The 21799-nt window shown below is 43.3% G+C and carries 14 protein-coding genes; 3 read left to right on the top strand and 11 right to left on the bottom strand.

Annotated elements, in window-relative coordinates:
* Nucleotides 1-279: 279 nt before the first annotated feature.
* A complete protein-coding gene (locus OCU46_RS06890) occupies nucleotides 280-1263 on the top strand; it encodes a polysaccharide lyase family protein (RefSeq protein ID WP_141271322.1) in 984 nt (327 codons plus the stop codon).
* A gap of 365 nt (nucleotides 1264-1628) precedes the next feature.
* On the opposite strand, the gene OCU46_RS06885 is transcribed toward OCU46_RS06890, so the two are convergent.
* Together OCU46_RS06885 and matP are read right to left on the bottom strand one after the other, a co-directional pair.
* Nucleotides 1629-1928, bottom strand: a complete 300-nt coding sequence (locus OCU46_RS06885; RefSeq protein ID WP_141271321.1) for a DUF3634 family protein — start codon at nucleotides 1926-1928, stop codon at nucleotides 1629-1631.
* Nucleotides 1929-1953: 25 nt separating this feature from the next.
* Nucleotides 1954-2403: a macrodomain Ter protein MatP gene (gene matP, locus OCU46_RS06880; RefSeq protein WP_102334929.1), complete on the bottom strand. Its 450-nt coding sequence runs from the start codon at nucleotides 2401-2403 to the stop codon at nucleotides 1954-1956.
* Nucleotides 2404-2625: 222 nt separating this feature from the next.
* On the opposite strand from matP, the gene OCU46_RS06875 reads away from it, so the two are divergent.
* Together OCU46_RS06875 and fabA are read left to right on the top strand one after the other, a co-directional pair.
* Nucleotides 2626-4269, top strand: a complete 1644-nt coding sequence (locus OCU46_RS06875; RefSeq protein ID WP_141271320.1) for a S16 family serine protease — start codon at nucleotides 2626-2628, stop codon at nucleotides 4267-4269.
* Between the two features lie 67 nt (nucleotides 4270-4336).
* Nucleotides 4337-4867: a bifunctional 3-hydroxydecanoyl-ACP dehydratase/trans-2-decenoyl-ACP isomerase gene (gene fabA / locus OCU46_RS06870; protein WP_017028980.1), complete on the top strand. Its 531-nt coding sequence runs from the start codon at nucleotides 4337-4339 to the stop codon at nucleotides 4865-4867.
* Nucleotides 4868-5060: 193 nt separating this feature from the next.
* Here fabA and rmf read toward each other — a convergent pair whose 3' ends face one another.
* From rmf to pepN, 9 genes are all read right to left on the bottom strand, one after another.
* Nucleotides 5061-5234, bottom strand: coding sequence for a ribosome modulation factor (rmf, locus tag OCU46_RS06865; RefSeq protein WP_026012689.1), 174 nt, complete (start codon nucleotides 5232-5234; stop codon nucleotides 5061-5063).
* Nucleotides 5235-5477: 243 nt separating this feature from the next.
* Nucleotides 5478-7400 (bottom strand): DUF3466 family protein, encoded by a 1923-nt coding sequence (locus OCU46_RS06860; protein WP_141271319.1) that lies wholly within the window; start codon nucleotides 7398-7400, stop codon nucleotides 5478-5480.
* A 6-nt stretch (nucleotides 7401-7406) separates the two neighbouring features.
* Entirely contained in the window at nucleotides 7407-9320 is a 1914-nt protein-coding gene (locus OCU46_RS06855) for an ABC transporter ATP-binding protein (RefSeq protein WP_141271318.1), read from the bottom strand.
* The gene (locus tag OCU46_RS06850) at nucleotides 9298-9537 is read right to left on the bottom strand and encodes a glutaredoxin family protein (protein ID WP_141271317.1); all 240 of its coding nucleotides are present in this window, start codon (nucleotides 9535-9537) and stop codon (nucleotides 9298-9300) included. The genes OCU46_RS06855 and OCU46_RS06850 overlap by 23 nt, the downstream gene beginning before the upstream one ends.
* The gene (gene rlmKL / locus OCU46_RS06845) at nucleotides 9537-11666 is read right to left on the bottom strand and encodes a bifunctional 23S rRNA (guanine(2069)-N(7))-methyltransferase RlmK/23S rRNA (guanine(2445)-N(2))-methyltransferase RlmL (RefSeq protein ID WP_141271316.1); all 2130 of its coding nucleotides are present in this window, start codon (nucleotides 11664-11666) and stop codon (nucleotides 9537-9539) included. Before rlmKL ends, OCU46_RS06850 begins: the two co-directional genes overlap by 1 nt.
* Before the next feature lie 532 nt (nucleotides 11667-12198).
* Complete coding sequence (locus OCU46_RS06840; RefSeq protein WP_141271315.1) at nucleotides 12199-12741, bottom strand: cell division protein ZapC; 543 nt, start codon at nucleotides 12739-12741, stop codon at nucleotides 12199-12201.
* A gap of 160 nt (nucleotides 12742-12901) precedes the next feature.
* A complete protein-coding gene (gene pyrD, locus OCU46_RS06835) occupies nucleotides 12902-13912 on the bottom strand; it encodes a quinone-dependent dihydroorotate dehydrogenase (protein ID WP_141271314.1) in 1011 nt (336 codons plus the stop codon).
* A 46-nt stretch (nucleotides 13913-13958) separates the two neighbouring features.
* Nucleotides 13959-18803: an NAD-glutamate dehydrogenase gene (locus tag OCU46_RS06830; RefSeq protein ID WP_141271313.1), complete on the bottom strand. Its 4845-nt coding sequence runs from the start codon at nucleotides 18801-18803 to the stop codon at nucleotides 13959-13961.
* A gap of 262 nt (nucleotides 18804-19065) precedes the next feature.
* Nucleotides 19066-21669, bottom strand: a complete 2604-nt coding sequence (gene pepN / locus OCU46_RS06825; RefSeq protein ID WP_141271312.1) for an aminopeptidase N — start codon at nucleotides 21667-21669, stop codon at nucleotides 19066-19068.
* Nucleotides 21670-21799 lie beyond the last annotated feature (130 nt).

Below are 21799 nucleotides of genomic sequence, written 5' to 3'. Positions count from 1 at the left end.
CCTTAATGCACTATAACTAAACGTGCTTTGGTAGATAATAGAACCACTAAAATAACTCTGAATGCTGTAAATATTCTTTTAGTGTCCCGGAATATGGAGCTTAAGCTGCTAATAGCTTGATAGGCGCCATTTTAGACTTGGATCGTGTTTCAAATAATATGAAGCACAGAAAATGCAAGTCGTGTAACACTCTTTAAATATGATAAGACTAGATGGACTGCTGCAATGATATCTTTGATTTCTATTTCATATCTATCTCATACTCTAAAAAGTGCCCTTATGTTAAGAACTATTGTTGCTAGTACCATTGTGCTGGCCTTAAGTGGCTGTGGAACAAGCAGCGTTAACTCTCCCGAGTCGAATAATCCCAATCAATACGCCGATTACCCAATCGATGAATCCGGTCGATATAGAGTCATTAGCTCTACAGAGCTTAATTCAGACGGTCCACAAGGCATGGAAACCTATGCATTAATCGAAAGTATCTTGGGTAAAGGCACTATTGAAGCACCAGATCTCTATTCAAACAACGACCCCGATGGTGGCAGACATATTGTTGAAGAATACGACGAAGTGATTGGTAACCACTTTAAATTTATTATGCATTTTGAAGATGGTGACCGTGATAAAGGACGCGTTGATCGTCAGAGAAATGAGATAAAAGCCTATGATAAATCGCCCGATAAATTAAAAGGCTATCTAGGCACGACCTTTGAGTACAGTTGGAAATTCAAAATCGATGATAACCTTAAAGTAACCAAGCATTTTACCCATCTATTTCAGTTGAAATCTGTTGCTGAGAAGAATAGCGAGGACTTTGTCAGTACAAGCAGTCCGTTACTCACAATTACTGCTAATGTACGCAATAATCAAAGTGGCCTAGAAGTAAGACACGTGCATTACAACAAGGATCGCACGGGTACAGAAAACAACACACTGATTCATACAACTAAGATGAATGATGTAGATTGGGCACATGATATTGCAGGGCAATGGATTGAAGCCTTTGTGCGTGTTGATTATAAAGAGTCTGGGAATCTATACATGACGTTAACGCCGCTGGGTGAATCTAAGCCAATGATTGAAATTAATGAGAGCAACATAGAAATGTGGCGCTCAGGGTTAGATGGACGTGATGGAAATTTTGTAAGGCCTAAATGGGGTATTTATCGTTCGCTTAAATCTGAACATCTATTAAACCAGGACCATGATGAGGTTTACTTTGCAGACTTCAAAATTAGAGAAGTGAAACTTATCGAGTAAGTCTGAGTGAGATAATCAAGACAGTTCATTTTTTAAAGCCAAGTTGATGAGACTTGGCTTGTTAGTTTCTGATAGCTAGATGCAGGACTATGCAAAAGAATGAGGCCTGTTCAAACGTCTCGAAGCAATGCACGAACGGGTGTTTTGGTCGATTCAACAATTAGAACTTATCGAGACTCAGAAAAGTTCTTAACGCATAAACAACTGCGCAAAGTCTCACAGTGTAAAAAGAGAACTAAGGATAAGAGAGGGACGAGTTATAGGGGCTAAACACCTACTCATAAAACCTTATTTAACATAATATACATAATATGCACTTAAATTAAAGCTTAGTGGATAGCAGATATAGAGCTTAAATCCCGCCTCTAGCGCTTATGAGCGTGATTTTTCGCGCCTGGCAACGCGCTACGTAAAATGTGGCGTGTTTTATTGGGTACGCTCTTAGAAAATTTAACTCTGAATTGCTCTCTAGACTTATAAACCTTCATCGTTCCACTGAATGGATTTTTACGAGCAATGTCTTTGCACTTGTGAAGAAACGATTTGTCTACTTGCCCTGTGTGTGAGCTAACTTCGCCTTCTTTAAACGTTAGCTTCATTTTCGGTTTATCGTAAAGTACGATCGCAAAGATAAGCGCTGCCGCGATCAAAATGACATATAACATTAATGCCTCCTACATTGAGTGCGTATTAGTCTGATAACAGTTTGCTGAGGTCTTCTTTGAGCAAGTTTACCTTTTCGTTGGCTTTTTCACTGCGCTGAGCTTCACTAAGTAGATACTCAATGGCATCAGATAATGTACAACCCAGTTCATTGGCTCTATGAGAGAGTTTTTCCCAAACTCGATAATCCAAATCGATGGATTTTTTTCGAGTGTGCACTTGTTCTGCGTTGAAATGACGCTTTCGTTTAGCCCTTATGGCTTGTTTGAGTTTGTTGTCTAACTCAAGAGACATGTGATTATCAATCCACTCCAACACTTGAACGGGTTCATGTTCGATAGCACGGAGTAACTCTACTGCTGCAGCGTCAGCACTGCTGTCAAGATGACGAGTGACTTTCTCACCTTCTTTCCATTTTTTAACTAAGTAGTTCCACTTCCAACCGCATTCTAGGTTTTCAAGTTGTTGATATTTCATGATTGTTAATCTAAGTCCATTTAAATTTAAGACATACAGTGACAGCGTAACCCTAGTCGTTCAATTTGACAATGCAAAGACCTTGCATATTTGTCGTAAAGCACAATTTGATGTAACCAAGTCTAAATTAGGCGCACCGAAATGCATCAAGTACACTATTTTTCGGGTTATCTGTTAATAGCTTAGGTATACTAAGCAGATAGTATATTTTAGTAAGTTTTTATGAAATCGATAGATTGGCAACTCGCAACTCCACAGCACGATCAAGTTATAGACTCTGGTCTATCTCTGTTTCAATACCAAGAAGCCCCTTTTATCTCATTGCAGCCTCGACTAGACGCTAGTCTAAGGCGATTTGTAGCTCTAGCAGATGATGCGCCTTTGTTGGCAATCAACGGCTCTGATACCGTGTCGGTGAAGAAAGATGTCGCCTCTATCCTTTCTCGGTTAACAGAAAAGTCTGTTCACCATACGGAGTCCATTGTAGCAGAAGAGCTATTAGGAAGTTACATTGTCACTGATTCTGGTGATGTACAATCCTCAGTAGGCTTGTTTGAAAAGCACACTGATGGTTATCTGATTATTTCTGCCAATGCGGTGCTGTCTCAGCCTACAACTTTGTTGGCAATTCGTGCACTACTGGCTGGCGAAGACGTTGCTAGAGTCGCAGCAAGCAAGAATGGTTTTTCTCCTAAGCAACGATTTAAGAGCTCAGTGAAGCTCATTATTGTTGGTGATCGCAATCAGTTAGCTGACCTAGATTATCTAGACCCCGCTTTCTCGTCTTCCCACACTATGTTTACAGAAGTCGAAATGGACATTCGCGTCGATACAACGACCGCTCCAATCTATTTGGGATATGTGGCGAGTCTTGTGCGCAGCGCGGGTTTGCCAGACATGTCAGCAGAGGCAATACACAGCTTCCTAACTGCCGGCGCACGCGTATGTGAAGAACAACACTTTGCTCCACTCTCCGCCTCTTGGATTCGCGCTTTGCTGCGAGAAGCAGCACTAGAGTCTAATTCGGACACTATTGAAGCCAAGCACATAGATGCAGCACTTGAAGCTCGCTACTACCGAGAATCTTACCTTCCTAATAGAGCTCTGGACGATATTCTTGATGGTCAAGTTTTGATACAGACCCAAGGGAGCCAGGTTGGCCAGGTAAATGGTTTAACAGTGATTGATATCCCTGGGCATCCTGTTTCCTATGGTGAGCCTGCTCGTATCTCCTGTGTTATTCACTTTGGTGATGGTGACGTATCTGATGTTGAGCGTAAGGCAGAACTAGGCGGAAACTTGCATGCCAAGGGCATGATGATTATGCAGGCCTTCCTAAGTAGTGCACTTGATCTCGATGAGCCTTTGCCTTACTCGGCTTCAATTGTATTCGAACAATCGTACAGTGAAGTAGATGGAGATAGTGCCTCTTTAGCAGAGCTGTGTGCATTTGTGAGTGCCTTATCTGGTTATGAAATCAAACAGAACATTGCTGTGACGGGCGCAGTTGACCAATTTGGACGCGTTCAAGCTGTTGGAGGCCTCAATGAGAAAATCGAAGGTTTCTTCTATGTCTGTGCACATCAGGGTTTAACTGGAGATCAGGGTGTTATCTTGCCTAAATCAAACCTGAGACATCTGTCATTACACAAAGATGTTGTAGATGCGATTAAACAAGGCAAGTTCCATATCTGGAGCGTTGAAGACGTTCATCAAGCACTGCCTATTATTACAGGGCAAGATTTCAGTGGTGACAGTGACGACACCATCTTAAATAAAATCGCCGAACGCATCGACAGACTCAATCAGCACGATATCAGCGAAAGTTTACTTGATCGCTTAAAAAGAGTGCTGTTTAGAGACTGATCGGAGTTGTAAGTACTATACCGCATCACATAAGATGCAGGTTCAAAAAATCTGGAGACTCAATACAATGCAACAAAAACCTTGCGATATCGCAAACTCATATGATCGTGACGACCTATTAGCATCAAGCCGTGGTGAGCTATTTGGCCCTCAAGGTCCTCAATTACCAGCTCCTAACATGCTGATGATGGACCGCGTGACTAAAATGTCACAGACTGAAGGTGAGTTTGGCAAAGGTCTTATTACTGCAGAACTAGATATTACTCCAGACCTTTGGTTTTTTGATTGCCACTTCCCAGGTGACCCTGTAATGCCAGGCTGTCTTGGTCTAGATGCAATGTGGCAATTGGTTGGTTTCTTCCTTGGCTGGATTGGCGGCGAAGGTAAAGGTCGTGCACTTGGTGTAGGTGAAGTTAAATTCACAGGCCAGATTCTTCCTACTGCGAAGAAAGTAACCTACGAAATCAACATGAAGCGCGTAGTTAATCGTAAACTGGTTATGGGTATGGCTGACGGTCGCGTACTAGTAGACGGTAAAGAAATTTACGTTGCTAAAGATCTTAAAGTTGGTCTTTTCCAAGATACCTCTAAGTTCTAAAACTGATTCAAATCTTTTCTACTAAAGCCATGACCTAGTGTCGTGGCTTTTTGTTATCCCCTTCTCTCACGTCCTATTAGATTGTTTTTATACAAAAATGGTTATTTATATAATATTCTTAGTTTTATATATTTAGTTATAGTGCGTTAGGGCCATTAAAACAAGACCCCTGATGGGGCCTGTTTTGATGAGGTTATTTATATAGACCGGATTCCATGTCACCTTTCGCGTCTCTCCAACCGCCCAACCATTGTGATTTGGCATCGGTTTGCTGATATGGGCAAGTATCGCTCGAGCGACCATTAAGCCCCGCTTTGTAACCTTGGGACTGTGCTCTCTCAAGACGGTCGCGTTTTTGTCTCTTCATAGTTAAATCCTCTAACCTTTCAATAAACAAACTAAGGGCGCTGTAAGCTTCTTCGTTCGTGGGTAATGGATATATCAGTCTGTTATAGTTTGCTGAAGCATCTACGTTCAAAGAATCTCAAAGCACCCATATAAGATTCGTCTATAAACTGCGTTTTCTCAAGGTGAAAAAAAGGACAACCCACAATTTGTGATGTTGTCCTGAGTTAACTAATTGTTTAACGCCTATAAAAAACTTAAATAATTACTTCTTATATCGTCTGCGAAGGCCTACTAGACCAAGTAAACCTAACATCCACGGTGCAATGCTACCCCCCTGACGTTCTATCGCTTCTTGTTCTACACTACGAGGTGTAATGGTTGCTGTTGCATCAGGTGAATTGAGATCAACCGTAGGTACCAACTTAACAGCTACAATTTCCTCAGTTCCAGTTCCGCCATCACAATATGCGTTATGACCAGTATTATCATAACCACCGGCACAGTACAGGGCTGTTGCTGCGATTTCACCTTTATCATTGATATCTGATGCGGCGATAATACGGTATTGGTTATTGTTTCCCGAAGCATCATCGTCGTTAGTTAGGTCATCAAGCCACCAAGCACGATTTTGGAAAAGCGCACGACGAGTAGCGTGTGTACCTACATCAAAATCATACGGGTTGATAAAGCCGCGATGTCTACGCTGCTTACCGTTGTATTCACGCGCTGTTTCTGCATCGATAATACCTACCATTTCATTGTAGTTATTTACCGCTTTGGCCTCACCGCCCGAGCCTGTAAAGAAGATAGACTCTCCAGTTTCCGATAAGTAGGTAGCTGAAGGCGAATCTGCATTTGCATCAGCAACAAATATACGGTTTGCAGCTGCCCCGTTTTCTGGGTAGAAACCACTACGCTTTGATTCACCAATAACCATCAAGTTGTTATTGATATCTGTCGCACGAGTATTAGCGTAAATGTAATCGCCATCATCTTCTACATAAGCTCTAGCAATAAACTTGGAAGTCCATTGGTCGTCTTGAGTAAGGTCTAAGCCATCATTTGGATAGTAAACTGCCGCCTGCATTAGCAAGTTATTGTCGTCACGCAAGGTGTTATAGCCAACAAGAACCGGCTTGCCTTCATACGCAGTTGGATCTGCTGCCGAGCCGTCTTCATTTGCAATTAACGTACTGTCAGGTACTACCGCGCCACGCACACTAGACATATAAGATTTTTGGTCGCGTGTTGCCCCAGTATCGGACGTACTCCATGGGGCTACAGATACTCCCGTTGAACCATCACTGCTCCAGATAAATCCCTTTGTAGAAAAAGCGAAATTCTGGCAGTAATCTTCTGCTCCAGGATCTGCTATCGGCGCATCCCCACTAAAGCACTTACCTACATCACGGCCGTTATAATCTTTGTCGCTGTCTCCATAATCAAATGGCGCAACCGATGCACTGCCAACGATGTATGTTGCGCCACCATAGCTGAATGAGTCAAACGCCATGGTGCGACCCATTTGAGTAACAATAGTACTTACTGTCTCACCGTTGAAGGTTGTGGCCGGTGGTAAAATCGTTGTTCCGACGAACCCACGCTCTCGGAATGCAAGACCATAGTTGCCGAAGTTATAGTAGCCACTGCTCGTGGTGCCCATAACTTCTCCGTCAACACTAAATTTGTTAATAACAACATTGTTAGAGTCGGCTACCCAACTACCGCCGCCTGGTTGGTAGTCTTGAGACGGTTCAGTCGTAAATAACTGTGCCCCATTGGAAAAGCCTTTCGCATTCGCGGTGTAGCCCCAGTAGTAAGCTTCACGCTCACGCTCTAAACCACCACTATCATTGATGCCTTTCCATTGACGTGTAGCCCAGTTCTCACAACTGTTATAGCCTAGTTGGCGATAACAGTAGCTTTCTATATCGTCAAAATCTTGGTAGATGAAGGTGTTATCAAGGCCAAAAGGCGCTTCATCACGAAACGGAATACCGTCAGTACCCGTTTTGGTATCGCCGGCAACATTGCCACTTTCATCAATGGCACTGCCATAAGACTCAAGACCGAGACCATCGGGTACGGCAACCACTTCAACGTTGTAAAGATTGGCACTTGCACTATAAGACGCCATAACCAAAGTGGCTACGGCTGAAAGTTTAAAGATACGACTGCAATTCAAAATATCTTATTCCTGCTGCATTGCTTCGAGCTCTTCCCAGCGCTCAAATGCTATTTCTAGTTCCTGTTCCTTGGAGGCTAGCTCCTCTAGCACAGGCTGTGTTTCCTCTACTGGAAGTGCAAAAAATGCAGGGTCATTAACCCTTTCCTGTAGGCCTTCTAATTGTTCTTCAAGTTGTTCAAGAAGCTGTGGTAGCGATTCTAACTCACGTTGCAACTTATACGACAACTTTTTACTGGTATTGCGACTTGGTTTACTTGTTGCTTTCTCTTTAACCACAACATCAGACGTACTCGCAACAAACTCCTGCCTAGTGGCTTTAGCTTGTGCTCGTTGCTGCTGAGCGTCATGGTAGCCACCAACAAACTCTTCGATACGGCCATTGCCTTCAAAGATCCAACTCGCCATTACTGTATTATCGACAAACTCACGATCGTGGCTCACCAAAAGTAACGTTCCCTGATAGTTGGCAAGCAAATCCTCTAAAAGTTCCAAAGTTTCTATATCTAAATCATTGGTTGGCTCATCGAGAACCAACAAATTGTTCGATCTTAAGAAGATTCTAGCTAATAATAGGCGGTTCTTCTCACCGCCAGACAGCGCTTTAACCGGAGAACGGGCACGACGAGGCGAGAACAAAAAGTCTTGAAGATAGCTAAGCGCGTGACGTTCCCTGCCCCCAACCATGACTTCCTGTTTACCATCAGCAAGGTTGTCTATTACTGTCTTTTCTGGGTCTAGAGCTTCACGATACTGATCAAAATAGGCCACTTCAAGCTTAGTACCGCAGTGTAAGCGGCCTGAGTCAGCTTCTAGTTGACCTAACATGAGTTTAAGTAAAGTACTCTTACCACAACCGTTAGGCCCAATCAGAGCAATCTTATCGCCTCGCATCACCGTAAAGCTGAAATCGTCAACAATTTGCTGACCATCAATCTGGTAGCTAAGGTTTTGCGCTTCAAAGACAATCTTGCCACTGCGTGCACCATCGTCGATTTGAATATTGGCCTTACCCTGAACTTCGATGCGCTCTTTACGCTCACGACGTAACTGCTTAAGTGCTCTTACACGACCTTCGTTACGGGTACGACGAGCTTTAATGCCCTGGCGAATCCATGTCTCTTCTTGCGCTAGCTTTTTATCAAACTCAGCGTTCTGCGCCTCTTCTACACGTATCGCTTCTTCTTTATCAATAAGATATTGCTGGTAGTTGCCAGGGAATGACGAAAGTCTTCCCCTATCTAAATCGACAATTCGAGTCGCCATAGACTGTATGAAGCTTCTGTCGTGCGAGATAAAGATGATAGAACCGCGAAAATCCTTCAAAAACGTCTCTAGCCACTCAATGGTTGTGACATCCAAGTGGTTGGTAGGCTCATCAAGAAGCAACACGTCCGGATCACACACTAATGCACGAGCGAGCGCTGCCTTACGTTGCCAACCGCCAGAGAGGTCCGTTAGCAAGGTATGACCGTCTAAACCTAAAGCCTCTAATACGTTAGTGATACGGCTTTCAAAGCGCCACGCACCACTGTGCTCTAGTTGCTCTTGGATCTTAGATAAACGGTTAATGTTCTTTTCACTAGGGTCTTCAGCAACAAGATCCAGCTGATCTTGATAGATCTTAAGCTGGTTACCTATTTCGGCTAGGCCCTGTGAAACGTAATCAAGAACCGTACCTTCTTGATTTCTTGGTGGATCTTGCTCAAGACGCGATACAACCACATCTTGTGTGATCTGCATATGGCCATCGTCCATTTGCACGTCACCTGCGATGACTTTCATCAAGGTAGATTTACCAGCACCGTTTCGACCGACTAAACAGACGCGCTCTTTTTCTTGAAGTTGGAAGTCTGCGTTATCCAATAAAGGGATATCACCGAATGCCAATTGACCATTATGAATGGTAAGTAATGCCATTATTCTCTAACCACTGTTGTAATTGTTGTAAGTTGAAGGGCCAGTTAAGCTCTGAATTGTCAAGATGAACCACGGGAATTGTGACCCCGTAACGTGAAAACAGCTCATCATCAAATGCAATATCAACGACTTGAGGCTCCACCCCCACTGTGAGCAACAGCTTATGTGCTTGCTCACAGAGATGGCACCCTTCAGTACTGTATAAGATTACGCTCACTACGCATTCTTCTCTAGAGAGACCAACCAGCAGTTGTGAATGTGCTTGTTGCGAGCAAAGTCCAGTGGCAGTGTCTTATCAGAAATATTCTGCGCTCTAAGGCCTAATTCTTTGATCGCATCCAGATCCATTTTGAATTGGCGCTTATTGTTAGAGAATACAATTGTTCCTTCAGGACGTAGCAGTCTCTTTAGGTGTGTCATCAACTGTATGTGATCGCGTTGAATATCAAATGTTTGCTTCATTCTCTTAGAATTTGAGAATGTAGGCGGATCGATAAAGATAAGATCGTACTGACCCGTCGCCGTCTCAAGCCACTGTAAACAGTCCGCTTGCACGAATTGGTGCTGCTTACCCTTGATACCGTTAATGGCTAGGTTCTCTTTTGCCCAATCCAGATAAGTATTAGACATATCAACCGTAGTGGTTGATTTAGCGCCGCCTACAGCGGCATGAACGGTCGCACTGCCTGTGTAGGCAAATAGGTTAAGGAAGTCACACCCTGCCGCCATCTGACCTATCTTGCGGCGAGTCAGTTTGTGATCTAGGAATAACCCCGTGTCTAAGTAATCGAACAGGTTCACTTTTAACTGAACACCATATTCGTTCACTTGCATCTGATGAGATTTTTGCGCCAATTTTTGATATTGACTGGTCCCTTTTTGTCTCTGACGAACCTTAAGCACCACATTATTGGCTTCTACCCCAGTGACTTGAATAGAGGCTCGAATAATGTCAGTAAGCCTACGCTTAGCCACTTCTGGATCGATAGTCTTTGGAGCCGCGTACTCTTGAATAACAAGGTGCTCTGGATATACGTCAATAGCAACGTTGTAGTCAGGAAGATCGGCATCGTAAATTCGGTAACAATCTAGGTGTTCTTTCTTCGCCCATTTACCAATTTTGCCAATGTTCTTTTTCAAACGGTTTGCAAAATCTGGTGCCACAATAGCATCAGTCTTTGCCGCGTCCGTATTAGACGCTGCTTTCGCAGAGATGCCGTAGTTCTTCTGCAAACAGTTCAGGGCGCCATTATTTACTTTATATTGCTTATCTGCGCGCATGCGAAGACAGCTCAGCAATTCATCAGAACTTGAGAAGATCGACGCATTCCAACCACCAAATTGTGCCTTCATCTGTGCACCAAACTCAGAATAAAGTGCAATCAATCCAGGTTCAGTACTTAGACGCTCACCATAAGGAGGGTTACAAATAATCGTGCCTGTAGGCGCGTCTTTAGGCGCTTCAATTTGTGTTGCATCGCCTAGACGAAAATCAATCAAACCTTCAATGCCCGCTCTTACCGCATTCTTTTTCGCTGTTTCTAGTACACGAGGGTCGTTATCGTAGCCAATCACTGGTACTTCAAACTTGTTGATACCACGACGGCCCACGACTTTAGCTTCAGATTTTACTTCAGCCCACAGTGCATAATCGAAATCTTTTAGGTTCTCTAAGCTCCAGCTAGTGCGAGCATGACCAGGGACTACATTTGCAGCCAACATAACAGCTTCAATCAACAAAGTGCCTGAGCCACACATAGGGTCGATAAGCGGAGATTGCTTGTCCCAACCACTTCTCATCACTATCGATGCAGCTAGCGTCTCACGCAACGGCGCACGACCCGCCTCTGTTCGATAGCCACGCTGGTTGAGCCCTTGCCCCACCATATCGATACCCAAAATGGCATCTTCTCTATGTAGACGAACATGAATACGAAGATCTGGACGATCTTTGTTGATCTCAGGTCGAGGCAAGTTAGCTTTGGTAAAGGTATCAACGATGGCGTCTTTAACCTTCATCGCACCATATTGGCTATTGCGTATTTCACGGTTGGTACCGTTGAAGTCCACGATAATAGATTTGTTTGCGTCAAAAAGGTTCGGCCAACGAACGGACATGCACGACAGATATAAATCCATATCGTCTTGGCATTTAAATTCCGCGAGAACACGTACAAAACGAGAAGCGGTGCGGCTAGACAAACAAGCTCTATAGATCTGTTCTAAGTCTGCTTTAAATCGCACCCCTGCTTGCACAGGTTTTGGGTCTTCAATTCCCAAGTTCTTAAGTTCTTCTACCAATAAATTTTCTAAACCATTGGCCGTTACCGCAAGGTATTGATGCATGTTAATCACTAAGCTGCTAATAAAATGGCGTTAATTATAAACCCTTCTAATTGTAAATTCCGAAATTTCTCCGTTTATTAGCGCTAATTGTTCATTTCTAGAGCACTAGTTTGTGTTGGTTTAGTTTCAACATGCTTATCTCTGCGTCCAGCTATTTATCTCTGTTTTTTACCACTAAATGAGCCCCAAGCCGCTAGTGAATACTTATTCACGTTATATTTGGTATATACCAGGGTGCTTTTTCGGCTGAAAGTTACTTACAAAAGCCACTAAAAAGGGAAATAAAATAGGTAATCACCCATTCAAATGCCACGTTATGGGAGAAATGACCACGAAAAAGAATTTAAAAAATGTGCACTTGCAACACCTAACCTCACACTAATTGCGATTAATTAAGGTGGATTGGAAAAACTGTGAGATTGGAATACTCAATCTGATGGGTATTTAGACAAAGAAAAAGGCCGCTTTAGAGAGACTCTAAAACGACCTTGGGGAATAGCAATTAACGTTTGATGATACGAATTAGCGCAAGCTACGAAACCATTTGAATGTGGCTTTGACAGAACATTGCATTGGCTGAGCGCATTCGGTCGTGCATTACCTTGATAGGCTCACAGAACGACATGACTTTACTCCCTGTAAGATAAAAGTCTTCTGTGCTTACTGATATAACGATGCTTGCGGTTTCTGACGATTCAACCACCATAAAGTGCCCGGTATTGAATTCGTTTTGCAACTCAACAATCTCCCCTTCCTGTGGCTGATATCCTGCTGACTGGGTTTCAAAAAACCAGCTTTTTGGCTGCACAGGCTTATGGAAGCGCTTAACTGTTACTGCTTTAAGTACTAGCTCAGCTTGTCTTGGAATAGATAAAGGGAGGCCCTTAACAGAGTCTTGGAATACATGATAGATGTCCGCGTCTTCAACTGAAAACGGCTGTGCTGTAAATGCAGATTCGATAAGAACTTTACGGGGGAGATCAGAGCGAAATACCATATCTTCGCTAATCTCAAGCATCAGAGAGGATTTATCCTCATCGTAGTACCAATTCCATGTATCGCTTAGCTTAAGCATAACTCTGTCCTGTTTTAAACTCGGTTTAAGTAAGGCGCTACACCATCCCTTTAAAGGGTCCACGTTACTTTCCGATAATTCTACTAACAGGAGACGAAAAAAAAAGGGGAAAACAATTCCCCTTTCCATTCGCTAAACAATTGGTTTTAATGCAAATTGATTACAGATTCTTAACGATATCACCAACCAAATTTGGACCTTTATAGATAAAGCCCGAGTAAACCTGCACCAACTTAGCACCAGCTTGCATCTTTTCTTTTGCCGAAACGTAAGAATCGATACCACCAACACCAATAATTGGGATCTCATCACCCAATTCATGGTGCAGCTTAGCAACTACTTCAGTACTGCGAAGTTGCACTGGGCGTCCACTTAAACCGCCTGCTTCATCGGCATGCTTCATACCAGAAACAATTGAACGATCTAACGTAGTGTTAGTGGCGATGACACCATCAATGCTGTGCTTACGCAGTGAGTCACAGATCTGAACAATTTCATCATCACTCAAGTCTGGAGCAATCTTAAGTGCTACAGGTACATAGTTACCGTGTAACTCATTAAGTTCTTCTTGTTTGGCTTTTAAGTCACCTAGTAGTGAATCTAACGCCTCACCATATTGAAGTGAGCGAAGATCCGGCGTATTCGGTGAAGAAATATTGACCGCGATATAGTCAGCATACTGATACACTTTTTCCATACAAATCAGGTAGTCACTGTTACCTTCTTCGATTGGCGTATCTTTATTCTTGCCTATGTTAATGCCAAGAATGCAATCAAATTTAGCCTTCTTAACATTTTCTACTAGCGCATCAACACCTTGGTTATTGAAGCCCATACGGTTGATGATACCCTCCGCTTCTAACAAGCGGAACATACGAGGTTTATCATTACCTGGTTGAGGACGTGGTGTCACTGTACCCACTTCTACGTAACCAAAGCCCATCGCATCAAATGCTTCAATACATTCTGCATTTTTGTCTAGACCCGCAGCCAAACCCACTGGGTTTCTGAAGGTTAGACCCATACATTCAACAGGACGATGTGGCAGTTTTTGACGATAGAAAAGATCGAGAGGAGTGCCGGTAATTTTTGGAAGATAGTTAATTGCGAGATCGTGCGCCGTTTCGGCGTCGAATTGAAATAAGCCAGTTCTGGCAAGACGGTAGAGCATTGTGCCTCCGATAAAAAAAAGCCCCGTGTAAACGGGGCTGTATTATTTACTTTGTAGCTTCACAATTCAAGTTCAAAAGCATCAACTCTCTCAAAGCAACGGAAAATTTAGCAAATTCATGCACATTACCTACCTTAAACTCGTTCAAGGTGTTCTCCCAACGTTGCAAAGCAATGCGATTGTTAACGATCCAGTTTTCTATGGTCTCTTCTTCTGAAAGCGGTGAATCACCACAATTACATTTCAACACTTGCACAGTCAACTGACGTTGCTGCCAATCAAGATCCTCTCTAAAGGCTGCACGGGCTAAGGCCTGCCAGTTATTATCCACTACCTGATTATTGATTTGATCAAGGAACCAGTGCAGTGACAATCGATCACCTAAGTAGAAGTAGAGTTTTGCTGTACGCTCGATGGTTGTGCCACACTCTTTGGCCGCCAGGGAAATATCGTAACAGCAGTATAAGCTTGAAAGTCTCGCTAAGTAATTTGCCAATGACTTATCAACCCCCTTCTCAATCCATTGCTGTGCAATGCTTTGATGCTGTTCAACTTCACTTGGCACCAAGAATTGATCTAGCTTACTAACGATCACTTCCACATCAGCTTTAAAGCGTTCGACCAACTGTTCAACACTACTATTGTGTGATCGGTTTCGTAACATCCAACGAGTTAATCGTCTCAACGTGCGGCGTATCACGACCATCAATTGGTATTGAACGCTGGTGTCGATGCGATTATCGTGTTCGCGAATTTTGCTAAACACTTCAGAGAATTTAAACAACTCTTTTGACGCGGCAAAAGCATTCGCTATATCAACAACATTGGCTCCCGTCTCTTCTTGAAGACGAGTGACAAAATTGCAGCCCATTTCATTGACTATCTCATTAGCAAGTGCCGTTGCAATTATTTCACTACGCAGTGGATGCGAGTCCATACTGGTAGAATAGTTACGTCGTAACCTATCAGGGAAGTATTCCACCAGCATACGAGAGTGATACTTGTCATTTGCAATTGCGTCAGTAGCAAGCTGCTCTTTTAACAGCATTTTGCCATAGGCCACCAGCACAGAAAGCTCTGGTCTACTTAGCCCAACGCCCTGTTTCTCTCGCTCTTGAAGTTGTTCATCGTCAGGAATATATTCAAGTTGTCTATCTAAATGCCCTGCTTTTTCCATAGTATGAATGAAGCGCATCTGCTCTTTCATACCATTGACACCTTGCTCCTCTGTCACAGAGATTGACTCTGATTGACAGTAAGCATCGTGCAAGACGATTTCAGATACGTCTTGTTCCATCGAATCTAGGATTTCATTTCTTTGTTTTAAGGTAAGATCGCTGTTTTGCACTAGGCCATTTAGCAAAATCTTAATGTTAACCTCATTGTCAGAGCTATCTACTCCGCCCACATTGTCAATAAAGTCTGTATTGACGCGGCCACCGTTAAGTGCAAATTCAATGCGACCAAGTTGAGTTAACCCAAGGTTACCACCTTCACCGACTACTTTTGCACGCAATTGATTGCCGTTTATTCGCAGTGAATCATTGGCTCTATCGCCTACTTCTGAGTGGCTTTCTTTACTCGATTTAACATAGGTGCCGATTCCGCCATTCCACAACAGGTCGACTTGCATCATTAAGATATGCTTTATGAGCTCATTTGGCGCCATTGCATCTTCGTCAACGCCTAGCATAGCTTTGATTTCAGGTGACAGCGTCACGGATTTGGCTTTTCTGGAGAAAACACCGCCGCCCTTTGATATCAATGACTTATCGTAGTCATCCCAGCCAGTTCTTGGGGTGTTGAATAAACGCTCTCGCTCTTTGTAAGAACTTGCCGCATCAGGATTTGGATCAATGAAAATATGAAGGTGGTTAAACGCAGCTTGTAGCAAGATATGTTTTGATAGCAACATGCCATTACCAAACACATCACCAGCCATGTCACCAACACCGATAACCGTAAAGTTAGTCGTTTGACAGTTAACACCCAGCTCACGGAAATGACGTTTAACTGATTCCCAGCCCCCTTTTGCCGTGATCCCCATGACTTTATGGTCATAGCCATTTGAACCACCTGATGCAAATGCATCCCCTAACCAGAAGTTGTATTCTTCAGACACGCTGTTCGCTATATCAGAAAACGTAGCCGTACCTTTATCGGCCGCAACGACTAGATAAGAGTCATCTTCGTCATGGCGAACAACATTAATTGGCGGTACTAGGTTACCGTCTACAATATTGTCAGCAACATCTAACAAAGAACTGATGAACATACGGTAGCAACGCTGACCTTCAGCAAAGATTTCGTCTCTTCCTGTTAGCGTATGTTGTTTCTTACAAACGAACCCGCCTTTTGCACCCACCGGTAATATCACCGTATTTTTTACTTGCTGCGCTTTAACCAGCCCAAGTACTTCGGTTCGAAAATCCTCTTGTCTATCCGACCAACGTAAACCGCCACGTGCTACTTTGCCCCCGCGAAGATGTACACCTTCAACATCCGGTGAGTAAACGAACATCTCAAACTCTGGCACCGGTTTAGGGATCTCTGGAATTTTCTTAGGACTCAGTTTTAATGCTAAACACGGCTTACGATCGCCATCATTTGTTTGCTGATAGTAGTTAGTGCGTAGCGTTGCACGAATCATCTCTACATAACGACGCACGATACGATCATCATCGAGACTCTCTACCTTCTCCAGCTGATCTTTGATCTGTTTGATCACTTTCAACTGAGACGCATCATCACCGTTATTTTTTGGAAGGAAGCGTTTTTCAAACAGTGTCACCAAATTATTAGCAAGCTTAGGATGCGCGGCTAACGTATCTCCGATGTAGTGCTGACTGAAAGGAAAACCAACCTGGCGCATATACTTAGCGTAAGCGCGCAGAATTGTGGTCTCGACACCCGTAAGTCCCGCGCCTAAAATGAGTCGATTAAAGCCATCGTTCTCTAATTCTCCTTTCCATACACCGGCAAATGCTTGTTGGAAACGATCCCTTACCTTATTGAAATCAACCGCATTACTGCCTTTATGGAGCATTGAGAAATCTAAGATCCAATACGTCTCACCGTTATTGGTCTCTACTTGATATGGAGACTCACCAATAACTCTTAAGTCAAAGTTCTCCAGCATAGGCATGACATCCGACAAATGAATGGGCGTGTGCTTATGATAAAGCTTAAGGTGAACGACCTTGGAATCGATGAGTTCTTCTTGCGGTCTGTAGAACAGCATTCCTAACTGATTAAATTCATTTAGAAGCTCTAAACGTTCAATATCTGCAACGGCTGCATTTGGTAGTACAGCTTCTTGATAGGATCTTGGAAACGCTTCCATATAGCGTTTCGCTAAAGGCAAGCCACGGCTTTCACCTAAGCTAGACACAACAGCTTGCTCTAATCTATCTCCCCAAGTCGAAGATGCCTCCATCAAGTCTTGCTCAATGCTCTTAGTATCAAAGGTTAGGTTGCTGTCTTCAACGCGCACAATGTAATGGGTGCGAGCCAGAGGGCTTTCAGAGAAATACGTTGTAAATTCAACCTCTTTGTCAGTATTAAATGCGCGCTTAAAAATGCGCTGAGTTTGACGGCGGAGCTCGGTGTTATAGCGCTCTTTGGTGACATACACCATACAGCTCAAGAAGCGACCAAATGGGTCTTTACGCACAAACAGTCGGATCATATCTCGATCTTGCATCTGCACAACGCCCATCCCAATGTACAAAAGCTCATCTTCGCTAGCTTGTAGTAATTCGTCTCTAGGGTAGGTTTCTAAGATGTTGTGTAGTGCTTTGAACGCATATGACCCCTTCAAAAAGCCACTGCCTTCGAGAATACGAGCTACCTTGTTGCGTACAAGTGGAATACTCTCAACGCTTTGGTTATATACCGCTGAAGTATAAAGGCCAGTAAATCGATGCTCTCCAATCACCTTACCTTGCTTATCAAAGGTTTTAATACCGATGTAGTCATTATAAGCAGGTCGATGGATACGAGATGGACGATTGCCTTTAGTCAGAATAAGGATATAAGGCTTAGTGGCCTCTTCTCTAGCAGACTCGGAAAAATTAGAAAGCTTAGTCGCTCGTACGCGAGATTGATCCGTAAATAAACCAAGTCCTGCGTCTTCAGTTGGCTCCAAGATTTGTTCATCATTCGCTTCTACTAGTCGGTACTCTTTATAGCCCATCAAGGTGAAGTTATGATCACCAAGCCAATTTAAAAACTCTAGGGATTCTTCAATGTGCTTGTTGTCTATGCCTTTTACTTTCTCAAGGCCTTTCACTTGCTTAACGACTTTCTTTAAAGCGTCCGTCATGGGTTGCCAATCGTTCACAACAGAATGGGTATCACGCACTACACTCTCTAGCTCTTGTTGCAGGTCATCCATCTGACTCTTACTAGAGAGTCTATCTACCTCAATATGGAACACTGACTGCAGTTGGCCATCAAGAGCTTTGTTATTAATATCAAACACTTTGCCATTTTTTAAATGCAGCTTGGCTGGTCCATGCAACATGATATGACTTGATAGTCCCATACGTGACAGTGTCATTTTAATCGAGTCAACTAAGAAGGACATGTCCGGTAAGATGATCTCAACAATGGTGTGGGTTGACTGCCAGCCATGTCGGCTCAAGGTCGGGTTAAATACCTTTACCGATAAATCATCCAGATCCTTCTCTTTCATATGTTGCCATAGGCTTACAACCGCACCATACAAATCAGATTCATTTCGAGACACTAAGTCATCATGAGAGATGTTACTAAATAGATGTTGCGCAAGCTTAGTCACCACGGTCTGGTGCTGCGTATCAAGCTTGTCTTCGATCAGTTGATAGACTTTTTCAAGTAGTACAGGGACTAAGGGTTCACGTGCATTCATGGGGCACACTCCGTCAGAGATTTTTATTGTTATGTTAATGCAAGGCTAGTAAATCACGTCTCACAAGCAGATAAATCTGCCTATTGGCGCTATTGTAGGTTTTTTATTTCATCATCGTTACATAATTAAAGCCGCATTCTCTAAAAATCTTCAATATGTGACGAAACTGTTAATAAGCAAATCTTTCCCTTGAATATAGAACAAAAAAAGGCTTAGCGTCATGCTAAGCCTATTCATTCATAAGCGATTGTTTGTTATGCAATTATTTAAGTGCAGCTTCAACTTTTTCAAACAGATCTTTGGCCAAGTTAGGAGTATCACGCAATACCTCTAATTGTTGACGCATTAATTGCTTGCGCTGCTCGTCATATCGAGCAAATTTCAGCATTGGATCGATTAAACGCGATGCCACTTGTGGGTTAGTCGTATTTAGCCTTGCTAACATTTCCCCAGCAAATTCATAGCCACTGCCGTCTATAGCATGGAAGCCGTAAGGATTACTAAAAAATGAGCCCAGCACGCTGCGAACTCTATTAGGGTTCTGCATGCTAAAAGCGCTGTGCTCCATGGCCGATTTCACTTTTGACAACACATCGGAGCTTGGTTTAGAACCCTGCAGCATAAACCACTTGTCCATTACCAGTCCGTCGTGGCTCCAGCGTCCACTAAATGCATTCATCAGATCTTCACGACTTGCTAGATCAGATTGATTTGCCGCTGATAGTGCCCCTATGGTGTCAGTCATGTTATCACTGGCTTCAAAGTGCTGCTCGGCAAGAGACTGATGCTCTTCTAAACAAGATAAAAAGCCGAGGCAGGTATTGCGCAGAGCCCGCTTAGCAATGCTCTGATGAGAAATGTCATACTCACCACCGCTCAGTGATTGGTATGTCGCTAGTAGTTCGCTTTCAAGCCCTTTCGCAACTGCTAATTTAAGCTGTTTCAAAGCCTTTGAAATGCCATCTACATCTATGGTATCAAACCAACCGCTCACTTCGCTGTGAGGAGGCAATGTAAGTGCTTCTGCTACAAAGGCTTTGTCTAAGCCCTCATCCGTCAGTAAAGCTTTAAACGAATTGATCACATCATCAGAGAGTTCTATGTCGACTCCCTCATTAACCGCATGCTTTATATATTGAGCTAACAGTGTCTGGCCTGCATCCCAACGCGACACTTCATTGGTAGAACACTTCATTAAGTGAACTAGCTGAGACTCTTCATAGTCGTACTCAAGTTTTACAGGAGCGGTAAACTCTCTAAGTAACGAAGGGGTTGGCTTTTCATCAACTTGCTCAAACACAAAGCTATGAGATTCTTTGGTAATCTGCAGAAGTGAATCAACGGGCTTTGCGTCGGTAACTAACGGGATAACAGAACCGTCTTGTCGATACAGCTCAATATCAAACGGTATATGTAGAGGCAGCTTATCCTCTTGTGTGGCTGTTGGCGCTGTGTATTGGCGAATATTCAACGTATAGGTCTTGCGAATAGCGTCATATTCATCAGTTACCGTCACAACAGGAGTACCTGATTGACTGTACCAGCGCTTAAATAGGCTCAAATCGACACCGGATGCATCTTGCATAGCCGATACGAAGTCATCACATGTCGCCGCAGTGCCGTCATGGCGTTCAAAATACAGCTTCATGCCTGATTGGAAACTTTCTTCTCCCAACAAGGTATGAATCATTCGAATCACTTCACTGCCCTTTTCATATACGGTCAATGTATAGAAGTTATTCATCTCTATCACTTTATCCGGACGAATTGGGTGTGACATTGGGCTTGCATCTTCAGCGAACTGTGGCCCGCGAATAATGCGTACATTGTTGATTCGGTTGACTGGACGAGATCCTAGATCACTGGAAAACTCCTGGTCCCTAAATACCGTTAACCCTTCTTTTAAACTCAACTGGAACCAATCTCGGCAAGTCACTCGGTTGCCTGTCCAGTTGTGAAAATATTCATGGCCGATAACGGCTTCGATACCAAGATAATCTTTATCTGTTGCAGAGGCCTGATCGGCAAGGACGTACTTTGAATTAAAGACATTAAGCCCTTTGTTTTCCATCGCCCCCATATTGAAGAAGTCCACTGCTACGATCATGTAGATATCAAGGTCATACTCTAGGTCGAATCGCTCTTCATCCCACTTCATCGAGTTCTTAAGGCTGAGCATGGCATGATGAGCTCTGTTAAGGTTTCCCTTATCAACAAAAATCTCTAAAGCAACGTTACGGCCGGAGCGAGTGGTAAAGCTATCCACCAGCTGATCAAAATAACCAGCGACCAAAGCGAACAAATAACTCGGCTTTGGATGTGGGTCTTGCCATTTCACCCAGTGTCGGCCGTTCTCTAGCTCACCCTCTGCAATCTTGTTGCCGTTACTTAATAGGAATGGAAAACCTTCCTTGTCGGCTTCTATTGTGGTGGTGTATTTAGCTAATACATCGGGTCTATCGAGAAAGTAAGTAATGCGTCTGAAGCCTTCCGCTTCACATTGAGTGCAAAACGCTCCATCTGAAAGATACAATCCCTCGAGGGCGGTGTTCGCTGATGGGTTTAGTTCTGTAGTGATGGACATATCAAATTGATCGGGCAAGTTTGAAATCACCAAACCTTCGTCATTAAGTTCATAATCACTCCAATCAACACCATCGATGCAAACTGCTTTAAGCTCAAGGTGTTCGCCAACCAAACTTAAACTCGTCGCGCCGTCATTGGCTAACACAGTCGATGTTGCTACCACTACCGTTTGTGTTTGATGCAGTTTAAACACCAGATCGATATCAAGAATATTGTGAGAAGGTGTGGTGTAATCTTTGCGATATTTAGCGACAGGCTGAACAGGAGCTGCGTCTTTCATTCCTACTTCCTATGTAATGATGTTGTAGAGGGATTAGGGTCTATGTTTATGGAAAAAATTACAAGTACTACCCTCGTTTGAACTTAATAAATTAGAGGCGATATGCACCTTGTACTGACTGTTGTTTATT

This window comes from Vibrio comitans (assembly GCA_024346835.1).
GTDB classification, from domain to species: Bacteria; Pseudomonadota; Gammaproteobacteria; order Enterobacterales; family Vibrionaceae; genus Vibrio; species Vibrio comitans.
This window is presented reverse-complemented; position numbering and strand designations above follow the sequence as displayed.

Bases quoted from the DNA above. Each gene is read 5' to 3' on its own strand.
- OCU46_RS06890 (WP_141271322.1), top strand. From the start codon at position 280: ATGTTAAGAACTATTGTTGCTAGTACCATTGTGCTGGCCTTAAGTGGC.
- OCU46_RS06885 (WP_141271321.1), bottom strand. From the start codon at position 1,928: ATGTTATATGTCATTTTGATCGCGGCAGCGCTTATCTTTGCGATCGTA.
- matP (WP_102334929.1), bottom strand. From the start codon at position 2,403: ATGAAATATCAACAACTTGAAAACCTAGAATGCGGTTGGAAGTGGAAC.
- OCU46_RS06875 (WP_141271320.1), top strand. From the start codon at position 2,626: ATGAAATCGATAGATTGGCAACTCGCAACTCCACAGCACGATCAAGTT.
- fabA (WP_017028980.1), top strand. From the start codon at position 4,337: ATGCAACAAAAACCTTGCGATATCGCAAACTCATATGATCGTGACGAC.
- rmf (WP_026012689.1), bottom strand. From the start codon at position 5,234: ATGAAGAGACAAAAACGCGACCGTCTTGAGAGAGCACAGTCCCAAGGT.
- OCU46_RS06855 (WP_141271318.1), bottom strand. From the start codon at position 9,320: ATGGCATTACTTACCATTCATAATGGTCAATTGGCATTCGGTGATATC.
- rlmKL (WP_141271316.1), bottom strand. From the start codon at position 11,666: ATGCATCAATACCTTGCGGTAACGGCCAATGGTTTAGAAAATTTATTG.
- OCU46_RS06840 (WP_141271315.1), bottom strand. From the start codon at position 12,741: ATGCTTAAGCTAAGCGATACATGGAATTGGTACTACGATGAGGATAAA.
- pyrD (WP_141271314.1), bottom strand. From the start codon at position 13,912: ATGCTCTACCGTCTTGCCAGAACTGGCTTATTTCAATTCGACGCCGAA.
- OCU46_RS06830 (WP_141271313.1), bottom strand. From the start codon at position 18,803: ATGAATGCACGTGAACCCTTAGTCCCTGTACTACTTGAAAAAGTCTAT.
- pepN (WP_141271312.1), bottom strand. From the start codon at position 21,669: ATGAAAGACGCAGCTCCTGTTCAGCCTGTCGCTAAATATCGCAAAGAT.